The sequence below is a fragment of the Streptomyces sp. NPDC091416 genome (assembly GCF_044756845.1).
In the GTDB taxonomy this organism is placed as follows: Bacteria; Actinomycetota; Actinomycetes; order Streptomycetales; family Streptomycetaceae; genus Streptomyces.
In genome coordinates this window covers 368,011-384,331 of record NZ_JBIVTU010000002.1, presented here as the reverse complement: position 1 = coordinate 384,331, position 16,321 = coordinate 368,011, and the positions used below count along the sequence as shown (strand labels likewise).

Below are 16,321 nucleotides of genomic sequence, written 5' to 3'. Positions count from 1 at the left end.
GGTCTGTGTCCAGGCGCCGATTCACTCCGCGGAATCGTGGGGGAGGGCCTGAGCACCTGAACAGCGTAATTGATCGACATCCACCCGCCGTGGCCTTGCGTTTGCCCCGGCTTCATCCGGGACTGTCCGGCTTCGCCCGCGGTGTTCCCCGGGCGTCACCCCATGCACAGCTTCATGTCGCACGATAATACGGTTGAGGGCTATTTGTCTGATTCGATTTTGCGTGCACGTAAGGTGAACCTGTCGGCGGAGCGCGCACGACAGCGCCGCGTACAGAGGGAGAGACGCACAGAATGACCTGGATGGTTACGGGCGGGGCCGGATACATAGGCGCGCACGTCGTGCGGGCGATGCTCGCCGGCGGACTGCGGGTGGTCGTGTACGACGACCTCTCCACGGGGAACGCCGGGAGCGTGCCCGACGGTGTGCCCCTGGTCACCGGCAGCGTGCTGGACCGGCAGGCCCTGGACACCGCGATCCGTGACCACACCGTGACGGGTGTGGTGCATGTCGCAGGCAAGAAGCAGGTCGGCGAGTCCGTCGAGCGCCCCCTCCATTACTACCGGGAGAACGTGACCGGTCTGGAGGTGCTGCTGGAGAGCATGGTCGCCGCGGGAGTCGACCGGCTGGTGTTCTCCTCGTCGGCCGCCGTCTACGGGATGCCCGACGTGGACCTCGTCACCGAGGACACGCCGTGCGCGCCGATGAGCCCGTACGGGGAGACCAAGCTCGTCGGCGAATGGCTGATCCACGCCGCCGCCCGGGCGCACGGACTGCGCTGCGCGTCCCTGCGCTACTTCAACGTCGCCGGTGCGGCCTCGCCCGAGCTCGCCGACGCGGGCGTGTTCAACCTCATCCCGATGGTCTTCGAGCGCCTGGAGGCCGGCGAGGGCCCGCGGATCTTCGGCGACGACTACGCGACGCCCGACGGCACGTGCGTCCGCGACTACATCCACGTCGAGGACATCGCCTCCGCCCACCTCGCCGCCGCACAGCGGCTGGAGGGGGCCGAGCCCGGCACGGACCTCACGCTGAACATCGGCCGCGGCGAGGGCAGCTCGGTGCGCGAGATGGTCGAACGCATCCTCAAGGCGACGGACCACGGGGACATCGCCCCCGAGGTGGCCGCCCGCCGCGCCGGTGACCCGGCACGTGTGGTCGCGGGCGCGGACCGGATCCGGGCGGAGCTGGGCTGGTCGGCCCGGTACGGCGTCGACGAGATGATCGAGTCCGCCTGGCAGGGCTGGCGCCTGCGCCACCCGTAGGCCTCTCGTTCGGACCAAGGCGGACTCGCGGGGGCCGGAGACGGGCGAGATCCCGATAATTCGATATCGAGTTCGATGTCACGCGACTGTGTGACGTATTGATCGCGTCGGCGGAAGCGAAACGGAGCGGAATGGTTACGGGGGACCGCCGCTTTTCCTCCGGACGAGTCGGTAAGCGGGTCGGTGGACCTGTTTCGCCGCGGATGGGCGGACGGATCTGACTAAGGTCGCCCGATAGGTCGCAGCTGCGACAGGACCGCCGACTCATCGTGGGGCAGATCAGTGAAGGCTCTCGTACTTTCCGGTGGGGCAGGCACCCGGCTCCGTCCCATCACGCATACCTCGGCCAAACAACTGGTCCCGGTGGCGAACAAACCGGTGCTGTTCTACGGACTCGAAGCCATCGCGGAAGCCGGCATCACCGAGGTCGGCATCATCGTGGGCGATACCGAGGAGGAGATCAGGGCGGCGGTCGGCGACGGATCCCGGTTCGGCATCGACGTCACCTACATTCCGCAGTCCGAACCGCTCGGCCTCGCCCACGCGGTCCTGATCGCCCAGCGCTTCCTCGGTGACGACGACTTCGTCATGTACCTCGGCGACAACTTCATCGTGGGCGGGATCGCCGGGCTGGTCGAGGGGTTCCGCGCGGACCGGCCCGACGCCCAGATCCTGCTGACCCGGGTGCCCGACCCGACCGCTTTCGGTGTCGCCGAACTCGACGGGGACGGCAGGGTCGTGGCCCTGGAGGAGAAGCCGAAGGAACCGAAGAGCGATCTGGCGCTCGTCGGCGTCTACCTCTTCACCGGGGTCATCCACGAGGCCGTCCGCTCCATCCGCCCGTCCTGGCGCGGCGAACTGGAGATCACCCACGCCATCCAGTGGCTGATCGACCAGGAGCGCGACGTCCGTTCCACCACGATCCGCGGATACTGGAAGGACACCGGCAACGTCACCGACATGCTGGAGGTCAACCGCACCGTGCTGGAGACCGTCGAGCCCTGCACCCGCGGCGCACACGTCGACGACGAGAGCGAGATCATCGGCCGGGTCCGGATCGAGCCGGGAGCCAGGGTCACCCGCAGCCGGATCGTCGGCCCCGCCATCATCGGCGCCCGCTCGGTGATCAGCGACGCCTACGTCGGACCGTTCACCTCGGTCGCCCATGACTGCCGGATCGAGGACAGCGAGATCGAGTACTCCATCGTCCTGCGCGGCGCCTCGATCGACGGTGTCCGCCGCGTCGAGGCCTCCCTCATCGGCCACGAGGTCGAGGTGACCCCCGCACCCCGGAGCCCCTCCGCCCACCGACTCGTCCTCGGCGACCACAGCAAGGTGCAGATCTCCTCATGACGACCCACCTCCTGGTGACCGGCGGCGCCGGCTTCATCGGCTCCCACTACGTCCGTACGCTGCTGGGCCCGGACGGCCCCGGCGACATCGCCGTCACCGTGCTCGACAAGCTCACGTACGCGGGCAATCCGGCCAACCTCGACGCCGTGCGCGGCCACCCGGGATTCTCGTTCGTCCAGGGCGACATCTGCGACGCGGAGCTGGTCGGCGCCCTCATGGCCGGACACGACCAGGTGGTGCACTTCGCCGCCGAATCGCATGTGGACCGCTCCATCGACGGCGGCGCCGAGTTCGTGCGTACGAACGTCGTGGGCACCCACACCCTCGTCCACGCCGCGCATCTGGCGGGCGTCCGGACCTTCGTCCACATCTCCACCGACGAGGTCTACGGATCGATCGACGAGGGTTCCTGGACCGAGAGCGAACCGCTCGCGCCCAACTCCCCGTACTCCGCCTCCAAGGCCTCCAGCGACCTGATCGCGCTGTCCTACCACCGCACCCACGGACTCGACGTGCGGGTGACCCGCTGCTCCAACAACTACGGGCACCACCACTTCCCCGAGAAGGTCATCCCGCTCTTCGTCACCAACCTGCTCGACGGCCGGCCGGTCCCGCTGTACGGCGACGGCGCCCACGTCCGTGACTGGCTGCACATCGACGACCACGTCCAGGGCATCGAGCTCGTCCGCACCAAGGGCCGGGCCGGCGAGGTCTACAACATCGGCGGCGGCACCGAACTCTCCAACAAGGAGCTCACCGGACTGCTCCTCCAGGCGTGCGACGCCGACTGGGACACCGACGTCATCCACGTCGAGGACCGCAAGGGCCACGACCGCCGCTACTCCGTCGACTGCACCAGAATCCGCGAGGAGCTCGGTTACGAGCCCCGCAAGGACTTCCGCGCCGGGCTCGCCGAGACCGTGCGGTGGTACCGGGAGAACCGCTCCTGGTGGGAGCCGCTCAAGGAGAGGGCCGCCCTGTGAGCCCTCGCTGGCTGGTCACCGGGGCCGCAGGCATGCTCGGCCGGGACCTCATGACCGCGCTCGCCCACGAGGACGTCGCCGCCGTCGCCGCCGACCGCACGGCCCTGGACATCGCCGATCCCGGCCGCGTCCGCGCCGTGTTCGCCACCCACCGGCCCGCCGTCGTGGTCAACTGCGCGGCCTGGACCGCCGTCGACGACGCCGAGAGTCACGAGGACGCGGCCCTGCGGATCAACGGCACCGGCCCCGCGGTCCTGGCGGAGGCCTGCCGGGAGCACGGGGCCGTCCTGCTCCACGTCTCCACCGACTACGTGTTCGCCGGGGACGGCACCCTCCCGTACCCCGAGGACGCCCCCACCGCCCCGCGCAGCGCCTACGGACGCACCAAGCTCGCCGGCGAACGCGCCGTGCTGGAGACCCTCCCCGACACCGGCTTCGTCGTGCGCACCGCCTGGCTCTACGGTGCGGGCGGCGCCAACTTCGTCCGCACGATGATCCGGCTGGAGGGAGTCAAGGACACCCTCGACGTGGTGGACGACCAGCGCGGACAGCCCACCTGGACCGTCGACCTGGCCGGGCGGCTGGTCCGGCTCGGACAGGCCGCGCTCGACGGCACGGCCCCGGCGGGCGTCTACCACGGCACCAGCGCCGGTGAGACGACCTGGTACGGCTTCACCCGGGAGATCTTCCGGCTGCTCGGCGCGGACCCGGCCCGGGTCCGGCCCACCACCAGTGCCGCCTACCCCCGCCCCGCGCCCCGGCCCGCGTACAGCGTGCTCGCCCACCACCGGTTCGCCGCCGCCGGGATCGAGCCCATCCGGGACTGGCGCGCCGCCCTGGACGAGGCGTTCCCGGCCCTGCTCGCCGCGGAACGCCCCCTCATCAGCGGCCGGCCGGGCTGAGCGCGGGTTCACCCGCCCGCAGTCGCGCGTAGTACGCCTCGCACTCCGCGTACGAGGGAAGCAGCCCCAGCTGACCCGCCTCGGCGAGCGACGGCGCCGCGGCGTCCTTCCCGGACAGCAGCGGCACGACGTCCGCGGGCCACTCGATGCCCAGCTCCGGATCGAGCGGATCGATGCCGCGCTCGCGCCCGGGCGCATAGCCCTCGGAACAGAGGTAGAGGACGCCCGCGTCGTCCGTGAGCGCCATGAAAGCGTGGCCGAGCCCCTCGGCGATGTAGACCGCCCGGTGATCGGCGTCGTCGAGACGGACCGCCTCCCACCGCCCGTACGTGGGCGAGCCGGCCCGGACGTCCACGATCACGTCGAGCACCGCGCCCCGCACGCACTTCACGTACTTCGCCTGGCCCGGCGGCACGTCGGCGAAGTGGATCCCGCGCAGCGTGCCCCGGCGGGACGTGGAGAAGTTGGCCTGCGCGAGCCCCAGCCGATGGCCCGCGGCCTCCCCGAGATCCGAGGCCCTGAACCACTCGTGAAAGCTCCCGCGGGAGTCGGGGATGACCTCGGGCTCGTGCACCCAGGCCCCGGGGAGGGAGAGCTGGCGCATGCGATCACGTCCTGTTCCTGGAATTCGCCGGGTCTGCGGCGGTGGAGCCGACACCCCTGCAACGAGTCGTGGTGGGAACGGATACGCAACGGTACGGATCCGGACGAAGCGGGGTCCACGGTGCGGAACACGAAGGCGCCGTCCGCCGTGCTCGCGTAGATTGCGGGGTCCAGCGAGGCGAACCATGGGGGATGCACGTGTCAGGGGCCAGGCAGGGCGTCACGGAGGCCCGCAGGATCGTCGTCAAGGTCGGTTCCTCCTCCCTCACCACCGCCGCGGGAGGCCTCGACGCCGACCGGGTCGACGCACTCGTCGACGTGCTCGCCAAGGTGCGCAGCGGCGGCGAGCGCGAGGTCGTCCTCGTCTCCAGCGGCGCCATCGCGGCCGGACTCGCCCCCCTCGGACTGCACCGCAGGCCCAAGGACCTGGCCAGGCAGCAGGCCGCGGCCAGCGTCGGCCAGGGACTGCTCGTCGCCCGCTACACCGCCTCCTTCGCCCGCTACGGAGTCCGCGTCGGCCAGGTCCTCCTCACCAGCAACGACACCAGCCGCCGCGCCCACTACCGCAACGCCTACCGCACCCTGGACCAGCTCCTGGACATGGGCGCGCTGCCGATCGTCAACGAGAACGACACCGTCGCCACCGACGAGATCCGCTTCGGCGACAACGACCGGCTCGCCGCGCTCGTCGCCCATCTCGTCCGCGCCGATCTGCTGATCCTGCTCTCCGACGTGGACGGGCTGTACGACGGCGATCCGAGCATCCCCGGTACCACCCGCGTCACCGAGGTCACCGGCCCCGCCGATCTGGCCGGGGTCAGCATCGGGAGCGCGGGCAAGGCGGGTGTGGGTACCGGCGGCATGGTCACCAAGGTCGAGGCCGCCCGGATCGCCACCGCGGCGGGCGTCCCGGTCGTCCTGACCTCGGCGAGCCACGCGGCCGACGCGCTGGCCGGCCGCGACACGGGCACCTACTTCCACCGCACCGGCCGCCGCTCGGCGGACCGGCTGCTGTGGCTCGCCCACGCCTCCACCCCGCAGGGTTCGCTGACGCTGGACGACGGGGCGGTGCAGGCGGTCGTGGAGCGCCACAGCTCCCTGCTGCCGGCCGGGATCGCCGCGGTCGAGGGCGAGTTCACCGCGGGTGACCCGGTGGAACTGCGCGATCTGCGGGGACGGCCGGTCGCCCGCGGCCTCGTCAACTTCGACGCCAAGGAGATCCCGCAGCTTCTCGGACGCTCCACCCGCGACCTGGCCCGCGAACTCGGCCCCGCGTACGAACGCGAGGTCGTACACAGGGACGATCTTGTCGTCCTCGACGCCTGACGCCCCCTGAAACGGCTGAAAGTCCAGCCTTCGGGCAGAGACCTTCACGAAAACCGCCCCAAGCCGGGCCGCGGACTGGTCCACTTTGTAGCAGGGACACTGCGGGGTCCAGCACGGCAACACATTCACAGGAGGCCGCCGGTGAGACGAGCGCGCCCGGGGGCGCCGCCCCGAGGAACGGGTGGCCGCGCCCTGACCAGCGTCGGAGCAGGGATCGGCTTCGACGGAAGCAGGCCCGCGGATCGGAGAGACGAACGGACCGGTCCGGAAACGGCGCCGGCCGGCCAGGAACGCGCCCAGTCGAAGCTGTGGCACATCACGCTCTGTGTCTCCGGTACCGAGATTCCGCTGAAGGAGGTCAGACGCGGCCTCGAACAGCTCGCGCACGACCACCCCTTCCTGCTGACCAGCCGCTATGCCAACGATCACGCGGAGGTGCGCTACTGGGAAGAGGCCCGCGACCTGCACGACGCGGCGGCGGTGGCCCTGCGTCTGTGGGGTGAGCACCGATCCAGTGCGGGGCTGCCCCCCTGGGAGATCGTCGGCCTGGAGGTCATCGACCGCGAGACGTACCACCAGCGTGTCGCCGAGGGGTACGGGCCGCCGCCTGCCGCCCCGGTCGGCGTGCACCCGTACTGACCCGGACGTCCCCCGGACAGCCGTCTCGCATCACGGGATACGTGACAGATGCCCGCAGCGTGCGCACTACCCTGCGGGCATGACCACGCTTTCGCCGTACGACAACATGTCCCCGGTCGCCCAGGCCGCCTACCGGGCCCGCTCCGCCGCCGCCGACATCGCGCCACTTCCGCGGGCGGCGAAGGACGACGCGCTGCTGGCGATCGCGGACGCGCTCGAAGTGCGGACCAGCGACATCCTCGCGGCCAACGCCGAGGACGTGGCGCGCGCCCGCGAGGCCGGGACCAGCGAGTCGGTCGTCGACCGGCTCACCCTCACCCCCGAGCGGATCCGGGCCATCGCGGCCGATGTGCGGGACGTGGCCGTGCTGCCCGACCCCGTCGGCGAGGTGGTACGCGGCTCGACCCTGCCCAACGGCATTGATCTGCGCCAGGTCCGGGTGCCCCTCGGCGTCGTCGGGATCATCTACGAGGCGCGGCCCAACGTGACGGTGGACGCCGCGGCGCTCTGCCTGAAGTCGGGCAACGCCGTGCTGCTGCGCGGTTCGTCCTCCGCCTACGCCTCCAACAGCGCACTCGTCCGGGTGCTGCGTGACGCGGTCGGCGGCTCCGGCCTGCCGGCCGACGCGGTCCAGCTGGTGCCGGGCGAGAACCGTGACTCCGTGCGCGAGCTCATGCGGGCGCGCGGCCTGGTCGACGTGCTCATCCCGCGCGGCGGCGCCTCGCTGATCCGCACGGTCGTCGAGGAGTCCACCGTCCCGGTGATCGAGACCGGTACCGGCAACTGCCATGTGTACGTGGACGCGCAGACCGACCTCGACATGGCCGTCGCCATCCTGGTCAACTCCAAGGCGCAGCGTCCGAGCGTCTGCAACGCCGCGGAGACGCTGCTGGTCCACCAGGACGTCGCCGACGCGTTCCTGCCGCGGGCCCTGGAGGCCCTCGCCGAGGCCGGCGTGACCGTGCACGGCGACGAGCGGGTCCTGGAGTACGCCGAGGGCACCAAGGCCACCGTGGTGGCGGCGACGGCGGAGGACTGGGAGACCGAGTACCTCTCGTACGACATCGCGGCGGCCGTCGTGGAGTCGTTGGACGCGGCCGTGGCGCACATCCGGCTCTGGTCCTCCGGCCACACCGAGGCGATCGTGACGACCTCGCAGGCCGCGGCACGCCGTTTCACCCAGTTGGTGGATTCGACGACGGTGGCCGTGAACGCCTCCACGCGGTTCACGGACGGCGGCCAGTTCGGCTTCGGCGCGGAGATCGGCATCTCCACCCAGAAGCTGCACGCCAGGGGCCCGATGGGGCTCCCGGAGCTGACGTCCACGAAGTACATCGTGACCGGCGACGGCCATGTGAGGTGAGCGGAGTGATACGGCGAATGTGCCGTCTCCCTGCCCAAAACCATCCCGCGGGTCTAGGCTGAAGCCGTGCCGGACGACGTGGGGGGCAGGCCGTTCCCGAACGGCTGGGAGCCCGACGACGACCGCGGGGGCGCGGACGAGGACTTCGCCTCCGTGGTGTTCGACGAGGACTTCGTCCGGGCAGCCGAGTTCCATGAACCGACTGCGGTCGAGCGGCTGTTGGCCGCTGCCGAGGCACGAGCCGAGGCCGACGCGTTCCGGGCCCGGGCCGGCGGTGGCCCGCTGGACGACGATCTCTACGACGACGGCTACGGGCCGGGCGGCACCTACGGGCCCGGTTACGACCCGCTGGACGAGGACGACGACTACCTCAGCGGCCCCTACGGGCGTCACGGCGGCGCGCTGCGCCCGTACCGGGGGGCCGCCCGCTGGCACCGGCCGGTGGCCTGGCTGCTCGCGCTGCTGATGGGCATCGGCATGGTCGCGCTGGCCTTCAGCGCCGTCTTCCGCAACGCCTCGGGCGACCGCCAGGACCAGGTTCCGCCACCGGCGACGAGCGGCGTGGACAGCGCGCCCGGGCCCACAGCGGCCCCGTCCGCCGCGGACGGCTACACCCGCCCGATGGTCTCCGCCGTCCCCCGCACCCCCTGACCCCGCCGAAGCGCCCGCCGGACTGCCCGCGGGGCCCGGCCTCCGGGACTGCGCCGAAGCTCCCGTCGGCCGGATCTGCCCGGCCGGGGGACCCTGCGGCAGTTCCCGCCCGTCACCGCGTCCGCCGTAATCGACCTACTGTCAACTTGGCCCGGTCTTGAAGGACCGGGCTTGGAGGTAGCGCCCAGCTGGCTGCTGGGTTGGCTCCTCGGGGCGCACATTTCTGGTCACCCTCGCACTTCGCAGCGAGCTGTGGCGGCGCACCGTTGTCCGTCATCAAGGAGTACACCGAGCAACAGAAACGTCCCACGTAACCCGCATGTCGGAGCATTCCGGAGAAGTGATTCCTCCCGGGGCCGAAGCCCGGGGTTCCTCGCTGGATTACGCTGAAGACATGACCCCTCACCCGTTCGAAGAGGGGGCTTCTCACTTGTCCGTGCATGCCTGCGCATCACGGCCAGACCCTGTCCGGAGCCTTCCGGCCGGAAGGGCGCACCGTTTCGGCCCCGGTCGGTGGCGTGGAGTCGGGAGAAGTCATGGCAGACCGCGGAGATCCACCCGAAGGCCCGTCGGAGAACGGTGCGAGCGGCAGCGAGGACGAGTACCGCTCGCTCGTCTTCGACGAGTCCTTCGTCCGGGCTGCCCGGCTGCAGGAGTTCTCCGCCCAGGAGCGCATGGGCGAGCACGCCCGTGCCGTCCGGAGCCTGCCGGGCCGGGCCGTCCGCAACGGTTCACGCGCCGCGCTCGCCCTGGTCGTCCTGATCGCCCTGGCTTTCGGCACCGCCGTCTTCATGGGCTTCCGCCACCCCTACCCGAACCCCGTCAGCAGGCGGGCCGAGCCGATGCGGATGACCGTCGTCCCGCTGGCCCCGCGCGGAGCCGTGCCCGCCGGCACCGCGGCCGACCTCTTCGCGAGCAGCCCCGCCGCCTCGTTCCCGAAAGGGGCCGCGGGCATCAGCCTCCCGGTGACCCGGCGGACGGACAGCTTCTCCGACAATCAGGTGTACGCCGCGCTGGCCACGGTCAAGGACTATCTGGTGGCCTCCTCGCTCGACCTCGACGTACTCGGAGGCAACGCGGTACGGCCCGTGGAGGCGCTGCTGGACCCGGACCAGATGGAGCAGTTCGAGCGGAGCATGGACGCTCCGCTCGACGACGGTCAGCATGCGGCGACCGGCTGGCTGGTGCGATTCGACCCGGCCCAGGTCACCCCCGATCCGGAGATCCGGGTCCGGGGCACCCTGCGGTACTCCGAGACGGGGGCCGACGCCCTGGAGGTGGTGTCGGACCACACGTTCGCCTATGTGCTCCGCCCGGCCGTCTCCGGTCCCCAACGGGTGGGGGGTGCCTCGCTGTTCACCGTACGGCGGGAGATGCGCTTCCGGTTCGACCGGGACGATCTGCGACTGCACCGGCTGGAGGTGCGGACCAGCTACGTCCAGGCCGGACCGCAGTCCTGCGCGGACGACACCACCGGCGCCCTGCGGCCGCTGCTCGCGGGAGAGAGGGCGGTGCCCCGCGGTCCGGCGGGCACCGACCCGTACGCGACGGGCCGGCCCACCGGAGGGCTGTGCGGGACCCTGGAGATCAGCTCCCCGCCGTCCCCGGACCGGACGGATCCTCGGGGCCCTCAGGCCTCCGGGACTCCTGCGAACCGCCCGTAGCCTCGCCCCCGGAAGCCCCGGAAGCCCCGGAAGCCCCGGAAGCCCCGGAAGCCCCGGCGCCCTTGCCGCTGCCGCCCGCTCCGGTGAACTTGTCGCGGAGCTTGCCGCCCAGGTCTCCGGCGCCGCCCGCTATGTCGCCGACCAGCTTCATCAGCGGGTCCTTGCTGCTGCGCACCGAATCGGCGTAGTGCGAGGCGGACTCCTTGAACGCGTCCGTCACCGAGGTGTCCTTGTCCTCGTCACGCCTCGGGTAGTGGCCGTCCATGATCCGCTGGTAGTCGCGGGTCTCGGACCACTTCTTCAGCTCGGCAGCGCGCACGGTGGTGAACGGGTGCGAACGGGGGAGCACGTTGAGGATCTTGAGGACGGAATCGCGCAGATCGCCGGCCTTCTCGTACTCGTCGGCCTGGGCGAGGAACGCGTCCACGTTCATCTCGTGGAGGTGGTTGCCGCCGGCGATCTTCATCAGCCCGCGCATCGAGGCCTGGAGGTCCTGGCCGACCAGCAGCCCGGCACGGTCGGCGGACAGCTCGGACTTGCGGAACCACTCGCGCAGCGCAGTGACGATCGCCGTGATCGCGACGTTGCCGAGGGGGATCCAGGCCACCTTGAGGGCGAGATTGGTGAGGAAGAGCAGGATCGTGCGGTACACGGCATGACCGGAGAGGGCATGGCCCACCTCATGGCCGACGACCGCCCGCATCTCCTCCTCGTCGAGCAGCTCGACCAGGCCCGTCGTCACCACGATGATGGGCTCGTCCAGACCGATGCACATGGCGTTGGGCTGCGGATTCTGGCTGACGTACATCGGCGGGACCTTCTCCAGGTCCAGGAGGTAACAGGCGTCCCGCAGCATGTCGTTGAGATGGCTGAACTGCGCGTCGCTCACCCGGACGGAGTCCGACAGGAAGAGCAGTCGCAGACTGCGCTCCGGCAGCAGTCCGCTCAGTGCCTTGAAGACGGTGTCGAAACCGCTCAGCTTGCGCAGCGCCACCAGGGCCGAGCGGTCCGCCGGGTGTTCGTACGCCCGGGAGGAGATCCCGGGGAATCGCCTGCGCTGCCTGCTAGGCACCTGGCCATGGCTCTCGTGGCTGCCGTCGGTCATGAGTGGGCCCCCTGTTCGTCCGAGACGTCGCTCGCCCCCTGACAAATCCCAGCGTAGGTGCTGGGGCTACGGTGTGCGGGGGGCTGTGGATAACTGAGGAGACGCCCGACATGCCGCACACCGTTGCTCTGCTCGCTGCCGCATCCGAGGACCAGGGGCCGGGCAACACGATCCGCATCGTGCTGATCGCCTCGCTCGTCGGAGCGGCCCTGCTCGCCTGGTTCCTGCTGCGCGGATACCGCAACGACGACAACAACGACTGAGTCGGCGTGAGCGTGCCCGGGGCACCCGCATACGATGTCCGCGACGTCTTCCCTCCGACTCCCGATCGATAGGTCCTGCCGAAGATGAGCCTCACGAGCACCGCACACCAGCTGGTCACCGTCGCCGCCGAGGGCGAGCACGGTGGAAACCACGAAAGTCTCAGCCCGCTCCTCACCGGTGGCGGTGCGTTTGTCGCGCTTCTCCTCCTTCTGTGGATCACCACGCGCTTCAACCGCGACCGCTGAGGCCGAGGCGTACAGCTGTGCCAGTAGGCTCTGCACGCATGGGAGAGCAGGAAGTGCCTACCGGCCGCGGAAAGCGCCGACTCGGCGTGATGGGCGGGACGTTTGACCCGATCCATCATGGACACCTGGTGGCGGCCAGTGAAGTGGCCGCCCAGTTCCACCTCGACGAGGTGATCTTCGTTCCGACCGGGCAGCCGTGGCAGAAGAGCCACAAGGAGGTCTCCCCGGCCGAGGACCGCTATCTGATGACCGTCATCGCGACGGCGTCCAACCCGCAGTTCTCGGTCAGCCGGAGCGACATCGACCGCAAGGGCCCGACGTACACGATCGACACCCTGCGGGACCTGCGCGAGGTCCACGGGGACGCGGACCTCTTCTTCATCACGGGCGCCGACGCCCTCTCCCAGATCCTCACCTGGCGGGACGCCGACGAGCTCTTCTCGCTGTCCCACTTCATCGGTGTGACGCGTCCGGGGCACGTGCTCACGGACGACGGGCTGCCGGAGGGGGGCGTCTCCCTCGTGGAGGTGCCCGCGCTGGCCATCTCCTCCACGGACTGCCGTGCGAGGGTCGCCCAGGGGGAGCCGGTCTGGTACCTGGTACCGGACGGTGTGGTCCGCTACATCGACAAGCGCCAGCTGTACCGCGGCGAATGAGCCACGGAGAGGGGCACCGGTGAACGACCGACAGAATCCGTACGACCCGTACTACCAGCAGCCGCAGATCGTCGGCTACGACGAGTACGGGCAGCCGGTGTACCAGCAGCCCGGACAGCAGCAGTACGACCCGTACGCCCAGCAGCAGCCCCAGGCGCCGCACCAGGACCAGCAGCCCCAGCAGCAGGCGCCGCAGGCCGGGCAGGGGTACGGCTACGACCCGTACGCCCAGCAGTACCAGCAGCAACAGCAGCCCGCCGCGCCCCCGTCGCAGCAGCAGTACGACCCGTACGGCACCCAGCAGCAGCAGCCTCCGCAGCAGGGTTATGGCTACGACGGCGGCTACGGTTACGACGCGGGCCGGCAGCCCGCCGCGGTGGACACCACCCAGCAGTGGAGCATTCCGCAGCAGGCCCCGGCGCCCGAAGCCGCGCCGGCCCCGCCCCGGAGGGCGTCGGAACCGGAGCAGGCCGCGGAGCCCGAGACGGGCGTCCCGGGGCCGCGCAGGGGCGACCGCGACTACCGCACGGAGCAGTTCTCCTTCATCGAGGAGCCCGACGAGGACTCCGAAGACGTCATCGACTGGCTGAAGTTCACCGAGAGCCGCAGTGAACGACGCGAGGAGGCACGCCGTCGCGGTCACAACCGGATGGTCGCGCTGATCGTCGTCGCCGTCCTCGTCGTGGTCGGCGGCGTGGGCTACCTGTGGTCGGCGGACAAGCTCCCCGGCCTCTCCGCGTCGGACGAGAAGAGCACCACGGCGACCGGCCCGCAGCGGCGCGACGTCATCGTGGTCCACCTCCACAACACCAAGGCCGGCGGCACGTCCACGGCCCTGCTCGTGGACAACGTCACCACCAAGCAGGGCACCACCGTCCTGCTGCCCAACTCGCTGGCCGTCTCCGACGAGGACGGTGCCACCACCACGCTCGGCAAGTCGGTCGAGGACGACGGGACGTCCGGAACCCGCGAGTCCATCGACGCCCTGCTCGGCACCGAGATCAGCGGCACATGGCGGCTGGACACCCCGTATCTGGAGAACCTCGTCGACCTGGTCGGCAACATCGAGGTCGACACGGACACCGCCGTTCCCGACGCCAAGAAGGGCGCCGCGCCCCTGGTGAAGAAGGGGGAGGCGCAGACGCTCAGCGGCCCGATGGCCGTCGCGTACGCCACGTACCGAGGTCCCGGCGAGGCCGAGGCCAAGCAGCTGATGCGGTTCGGGCAGGTCATGCGCGGCGTGCTGCGGAAGATCTCCGACGATCCGAAGGCCGCCACGGTCACCGTCCAGACGCTGGCCCAGATCCTCGACCCGTCCCTGCCCGAGCAGGACCTGGGCGCCTCCCTGGCCAAGCTCGCCGAGCACGCGAAGATCGGCGACTACAAGACGGCGCTGCTGCCCGTCCAGGACGACGGCACCCTCACCGAAGCCGCCACGGAGAGCGTGGTCAAGGACATCCTGGGCGGCTCGTTCAAGGCCCCGGCCGCGGACGCGGCGGTACGGGTCGGTGTCAAGAACGCCACAGGCAGTGACCGCGCCACGGAGTCCGCCAGGATCGAGCTGGTCAACGGCGGCTACACCTTCGTCAACAGCGGGAAGTCCGAAGCCGTGTCCTCCTCCGAGGTCGTCTACAAGGACGCGGCGGACAAGCAGAAGGCGGCCGAGGTCGCCGCGACCCTCGGGCTGCCGGCGAGCGCCGCGAAGCAGGGCAAGCCGGCCGGCAACGCGGACGTGACCGTCGTCATCGGCAAGGACTACAAGATCAAGTAGGTCGGCGGCACGGCCGGGCCGGTCCAACGGCCGGGTTGGGGGGCGGCTCCGGGAAGGGTTCCGGAGCCGCCCCCAAGCCGTTCCCGAAACAGCCCCCGAAGCATTCCGGGACCGCTTTCCCGGCCCCGTCCGGGCCGGCCCGGTCTCGTCCGGCCCCGTCCGGCCCGTCCGGTCCCCGCTCGTCTTCCCGGCCCGCTCCAGGGACTGCTCCCCAGGGCTCCCGAGGGGCCGGGGCGGACGGTTTCCCTGCTGCTCGTCGCTGCTCCGGGGTGCCGTCCGACGACTCCTGAACGGTCTTCGAAAGATGACTGCGTGGGCTGTCGGCGGTCCGTGAGACCCTAGAGGTTGATCTGACCGCCGACGAAAGCCTGCATGTGACCGCCACGGACCGCTCCATCGAGCTCATCAACGCCGCCGCTCAGGCGGCCGCCGACCGGCTCGCGCACGACATCATTGCGTACGACGTCAGCGACGTGCTGTCGATCACGGACGCCTTCCTGCTGGCCTCGGCCCCCAACGACCGCCAGGTCAAGTCGATCGTCGACGAGATCGAGGAGCAGCTTCAGAAGAAGCTCGGCGCCAAGCCGGTCCGCCGTGAGGGCGACCGCGACGCCCGCTGGATCCTCCTCGACTACGTCGACATCGTCATCCACGTCCAGCACAGCGAGGAGCGCGTCTTCTACGCGCTGGAGCGCCTGTGGAAGGACTGCCCCGAGATCCCCCTTCCCGAGGACGCCGTGAAGACCCGCGGCAAGGCCGAGGAGCACGCACAGCTCACCGGCGGCACGGAAGGTGAGCAGAGCTGACCGGCAGCGGAGGCGGCAGGGGCCGCAGGATCGTCCTCTGGCGACACGGCCAGACGGCGTGGAACCTTGAGCGCCGGTTCCAGGGCTCCACGGACATCGACCTCACCGAGGAAGGCGTCGGGCAGGCCCGGCGGGCGGCCCGGCTGCTCGCCTCGCTGAAGCCGGACGCGATCGTCGCGTCCGATCTGCGGCGGGCCGCGGCCACGGCGGCCGAGCTCGCCGCGATCACCGGGCACGCCGTCGCGCACGATCCGGGACTGCGTGAGACCTATGCGGGTGCGTGGCAGGGCCTCACCCACGAGGAGATCGTGGGGCTGTACGGCGAGCAGTACGCGGCGTGGAAGCGCGGCGAGCCCGTGCGGCGCGGCGGCGGTGAGCTGGAGACCGAGGTCGCCGACAGGGCTGCCCCCGTCGTGCTCGCGCACGCCGAGACGCTGCGCGATGACGGGACGCTCGTCGTCGTCAGCCACGGCGGCACCATCCGGACCACCATCGGCCGGCTGCTGGGTCTGGAGGCGCACCACTGGGAAGGGCTCGGCGGACTCTCCAACTGCTGCTGGTCGGTGCTGGGCGAGGGCGCCCGCGGCTGGCGTCTGCTGGAGCACAACGCCGGCACCCTGCCCGAACCGGTGCTCGGCGACGACGCCTGACCGCGGTGCCCGGGCGGCGCCCGCAGGGCGTCTTCGGGCAGCACCGGCCGGATTTCACTTTCTGGCTGGTCACAG

General features: G+C 70.8%; 17 protein-coding genes and 1 pseudogene. 16 read left to right on the top strand and 2 right to left on the bottom strand.

Annotated features, from left to right (window positions below; genetic code table 11):
* Positions 1-293 precede the first annotated feature (293 nt).
* From galE to rfbD, 4 genes are all read left to right on the top strand, one after another.
* The gene (galE, locus tag ACIQMX_RS08650) at positions 294-1,265 is read left to right on the top strand and encodes a UDP-glucose 4-epimerase GalE (protein WP_402475920.1); all 972 of its coding nucleotides are present in this window, start codon (positions 294-296) and stop codon (positions 1,263-1,265) included.
* 282 nt (positions 1,266-1,547) lie between these two features.
* Positions 1,548-2,618 carry a glucose-1-phosphate thymidylyltransferase gene (locus tag ACIQMX_RS08645; RefSeq protein ID WP_363065907.1) on the top strand — a complete coding sequence of 357 codons (1,071 nt, stop codon included), beginning with the start codon at positions 1,548-1,550 and terminating at the stop codon, positions 2,616-2,618.
* The gene (gene rfbB / locus ACIQMX_RS08640; protein WP_363065909.1) at positions 2,615-3,601 is read left to right on the top strand and encodes a dTDP-glucose 4,6-dehydratase; all 987 of its coding nucleotides are present in this window, start codon (positions 2,615-2,617) and stop codon (positions 3,599-3,601) included. Before ACIQMX_RS08645 ends, rfbB begins: the two co-directional genes overlap by 4 nt.
* A gap of 32 nt (positions 3,602-3,633) precedes the next feature.
* Complete coding sequence (gene rfbD, locus ACIQMX_RS08635; protein WP_402476489.1) at positions 3,634-4,503, top strand: dTDP-4-dehydrorhamnose reductase; 870 nt, start codon at positions 3,634-3,636, stop codon at positions 4,501-4,503.
* Here rfbD and rfbC read toward each other — a convergent pair.
* Positions 4,484-5,107, bottom strand: coding sequence for a dTDP-4-dehydrorhamnose 3,5-epimerase (rfbC, locus tag ACIQMX_RS08630; protein ID WP_402475917.1), 624 nt, complete (start codon positions 5,105-5,107; stop codon positions 4,484-4,486). The genes rfbD and rfbC overlap by 20 nt on opposite strands.
* A gap of 197 nt (positions 5,108-5,304) precedes the next feature.
* On the opposite strand from rfbC, the gene proB reads away from it, so the two are divergent.
* From proB to ACIQMX_RS08600, 6 genes and pseudogenes are all read left to right on the top strand, one after another.
* Positions 5,305-6,432: a glutamate 5-kinase gene (proB, locus tag ACIQMX_RS08625; protein ID WP_363065913.1), complete on the top strand. Its 1,128-nt coding sequence runs from the start codon at positions 5,305-5,307 to the stop codon at positions 6,430-6,432.
* A gap of 141 nt (positions 6,433-6,573) precedes the next feature.
* Positions 6,574-7,071 (top strand): hypothetical protein, encoded by a 498-nt coding sequence (locus ACIQMX_RS08620; protein WP_363065915.1) that lies wholly within the window; start codon positions 6,574-6,576, stop codon positions 7,069-7,071.
* 79 nt (positions 7,072-7,150) lie between these two features.
* Positions 7,151-8,434: a glutamate-5-semialdehyde dehydrogenase gene (locus ACIQMX_RS08615; protein WP_402475915.1), complete on the top strand. Its 1,284-nt coding sequence runs from the start codon at positions 7,151-7,153 to the stop codon at positions 8,432-8,434.
* Between the two features lie 66 nt (positions 8,435-8,500).
* Complete coding sequence (locus ACIQMX_RS08610; RefSeq protein WP_363065919.1) at positions 8,501-9,085, top strand: hypothetical protein; 585 nt, start codon at positions 8,501-8,503, stop codon at positions 9,083-9,085.
* Between the two features lie 209 nt (positions 9,086-9,294).
* Positions 9,295-9,399: pseudogene (locus ACIQMX_RS08605) on the top strand (transposase); the annotation flags it as partial.
* A gap of 222 nt (positions 9,400-9,621) precedes the next feature.
* On the top strand, positions 9,622-10,749 hold the full coding sequence (locus tag ACIQMX_RS08600; RefSeq protein ID WP_402475914.1) for a hypothetical protein: 1,128 nt from the start codon (positions 9,622-9,624) through the stop codon (positions 10,747-10,749).
* Here ACIQMX_RS08600 and ACIQMX_RS08595 read toward each other — a convergent pair.
* The gene (locus ACIQMX_RS08595) at positions 10,673-11,854 is read right to left on the bottom strand and encodes a M48 family metallopeptidase (RefSeq protein ID WP_402475912.1); all 1,182 of its coding nucleotides are present in this window, start codon (positions 11,852-11,854) and stop codon (positions 10,673-10,675) included. The genes ACIQMX_RS08600 and ACIQMX_RS08595 overlap by 77 nt on opposite strands.
* A gap of 110 nt (positions 11,855-11,964) precedes the next feature.
* On the opposite strand from ACIQMX_RS08595, the gene ACIQMX_RS08590 reads away from it, so the two are divergent.
* The 6 genes from ACIQMX_RS08590 (at position 11,965) to ACIQMX_RS08565 (ending at position 16,246) form a co-directional block, all read left to right on the top strand.
* Positions 11,965-12,117, top strand: a complete 153-nt coding sequence (locus tag ACIQMX_RS08590) for a hypothetical protein (protein ID WP_219571512.1) — start codon at positions 11,965-11,967, stop codon at positions 12,115-12,117.
* 84 nt (positions 12,118-12,201) lie between these two features.
* Positions 12,202-12,363 (top strand): hypothetical protein, encoded by a 162-nt coding sequence (locus ACIQMX_RS08585; RefSeq protein WP_187285139.1) that lies wholly within the window; start codon positions 12,202-12,204, stop codon positions 12,361-12,363.
* Positions 12,364-12,401: 38 nt separating this feature from the next.
* Positions 12,402-13,019, top strand: a complete 618-nt coding sequence (nadD, locus tag ACIQMX_RS08580) for a nicotinate-nucleotide adenylyltransferase (RefSeq protein ID WP_219571511.1) — start codon at positions 12,402-12,404, stop codon at positions 13,017-13,019.
* Positions 13,020-13,038: 19 nt separating this feature from the next.
* Positions 13,039-14,790 (top strand): LCP family protein, encoded by a 1,752-nt coding sequence (locus tag ACIQMX_RS08575; RefSeq protein WP_402475909.1) that lies wholly within the window; start codon positions 13,039-13,041, stop codon positions 14,788-14,790.
* A 374-nt stretch (positions 14,791-15,164) separates the two neighbouring features.
* A complete protein-coding gene (gene rsfS / locus ACIQMX_RS08570; protein WP_219571509.1) occupies positions 15,165-15,596 on the top strand; it encodes a ribosome silencing factor in 432 nt (143 codons plus the stop codon).
* Positions 15,593-16,246, top strand: a complete 654-nt coding sequence (locus ACIQMX_RS08565; RefSeq protein ID WP_402476486.1) for a histidine phosphatase family protein — start codon at positions 15,593-15,595, stop codon at positions 16,244-16,246. The genes rsfS and ACIQMX_RS08565 overlap by 4 nt, the downstream gene beginning before the upstream one ends.
* The last annotated feature ends 75 nt before the right edge of the window (positions 16,247-16,321 follow it).

What these genes read in the sequence shown, in the direction of transcription:
- ACIQMX_RS08585 (WP_187285139.1), top strand. Translation starts at nt 12,202, where the DNA reads ATGAGCCTCACGAGCACCGCACACCAGCTGGTCACCGTCGCCGCCGAG.
- ACIQMX_RS08600 (WP_402475914.1), top strand. Translation starts at nt 9,622, where the DNA reads ATGGCAGACCGCGGAGATCCACCCGAAGGCCCGTCGGAGAACGGTGCG.
- rfbB (WP_363065909.1), top strand. Translation starts at nt 2,615, where the DNA reads ATGACGACCCACCTCCTGGTGACCGGCGGCGCCGGCTTCATCGGCTCC.
- rfbC (WP_402475917.1), bottom strand. Translation starts at nt 5,107, where the DNA reads ATGCGCCAGCTCTCCCTCCCCGGGGCCTGGGTGCACGAGCCCGAGGTC.
- rfbD (WP_402476489.1), top strand. Translation starts at nt 3,634, where the DNA reads ATGCTCGGCCGGGACCTCATGACCGCGCTCGCCCACGAGGACGTCGCC.
- galE (WP_402475920.1), top strand. Translation starts at nt 294, where the DNA reads ATGACCTGGATGGTTACGGGCGGGGCCGGATACATAGGCGCGCACGTC.
- ACIQMX_RS08590 (WP_219571512.1), top strand. Translation starts at nt 11,965, where the DNA reads ATGCCGCACACCGTTGCTCTGCTCGCTGCCGCATCCGAGGACCAGGGG.
- nadD (WP_219571511.1), top strand. Translation starts at nt 12,402, where the DNA reads ATGGGAGAGCAGGAAGTGCCTACCGGCCGCGGAAAGCGCCGACTCGGC.
- ACIQMX_RS08615 (WP_402475915.1), top strand. Translation starts at nt 7,151, where the DNA reads ATGACCACGCTTTCGCCGTACGACAACATGTCCCCGGTCGCCCAGGCC.
- ACIQMX_RS08595 (WP_402475912.1), bottom strand. Translation starts at nt 11,854, where the DNA reads ATGACCGACGGCAGCCACGAGAGCCATGGCCAGGTGCCTAGCAGGCAG.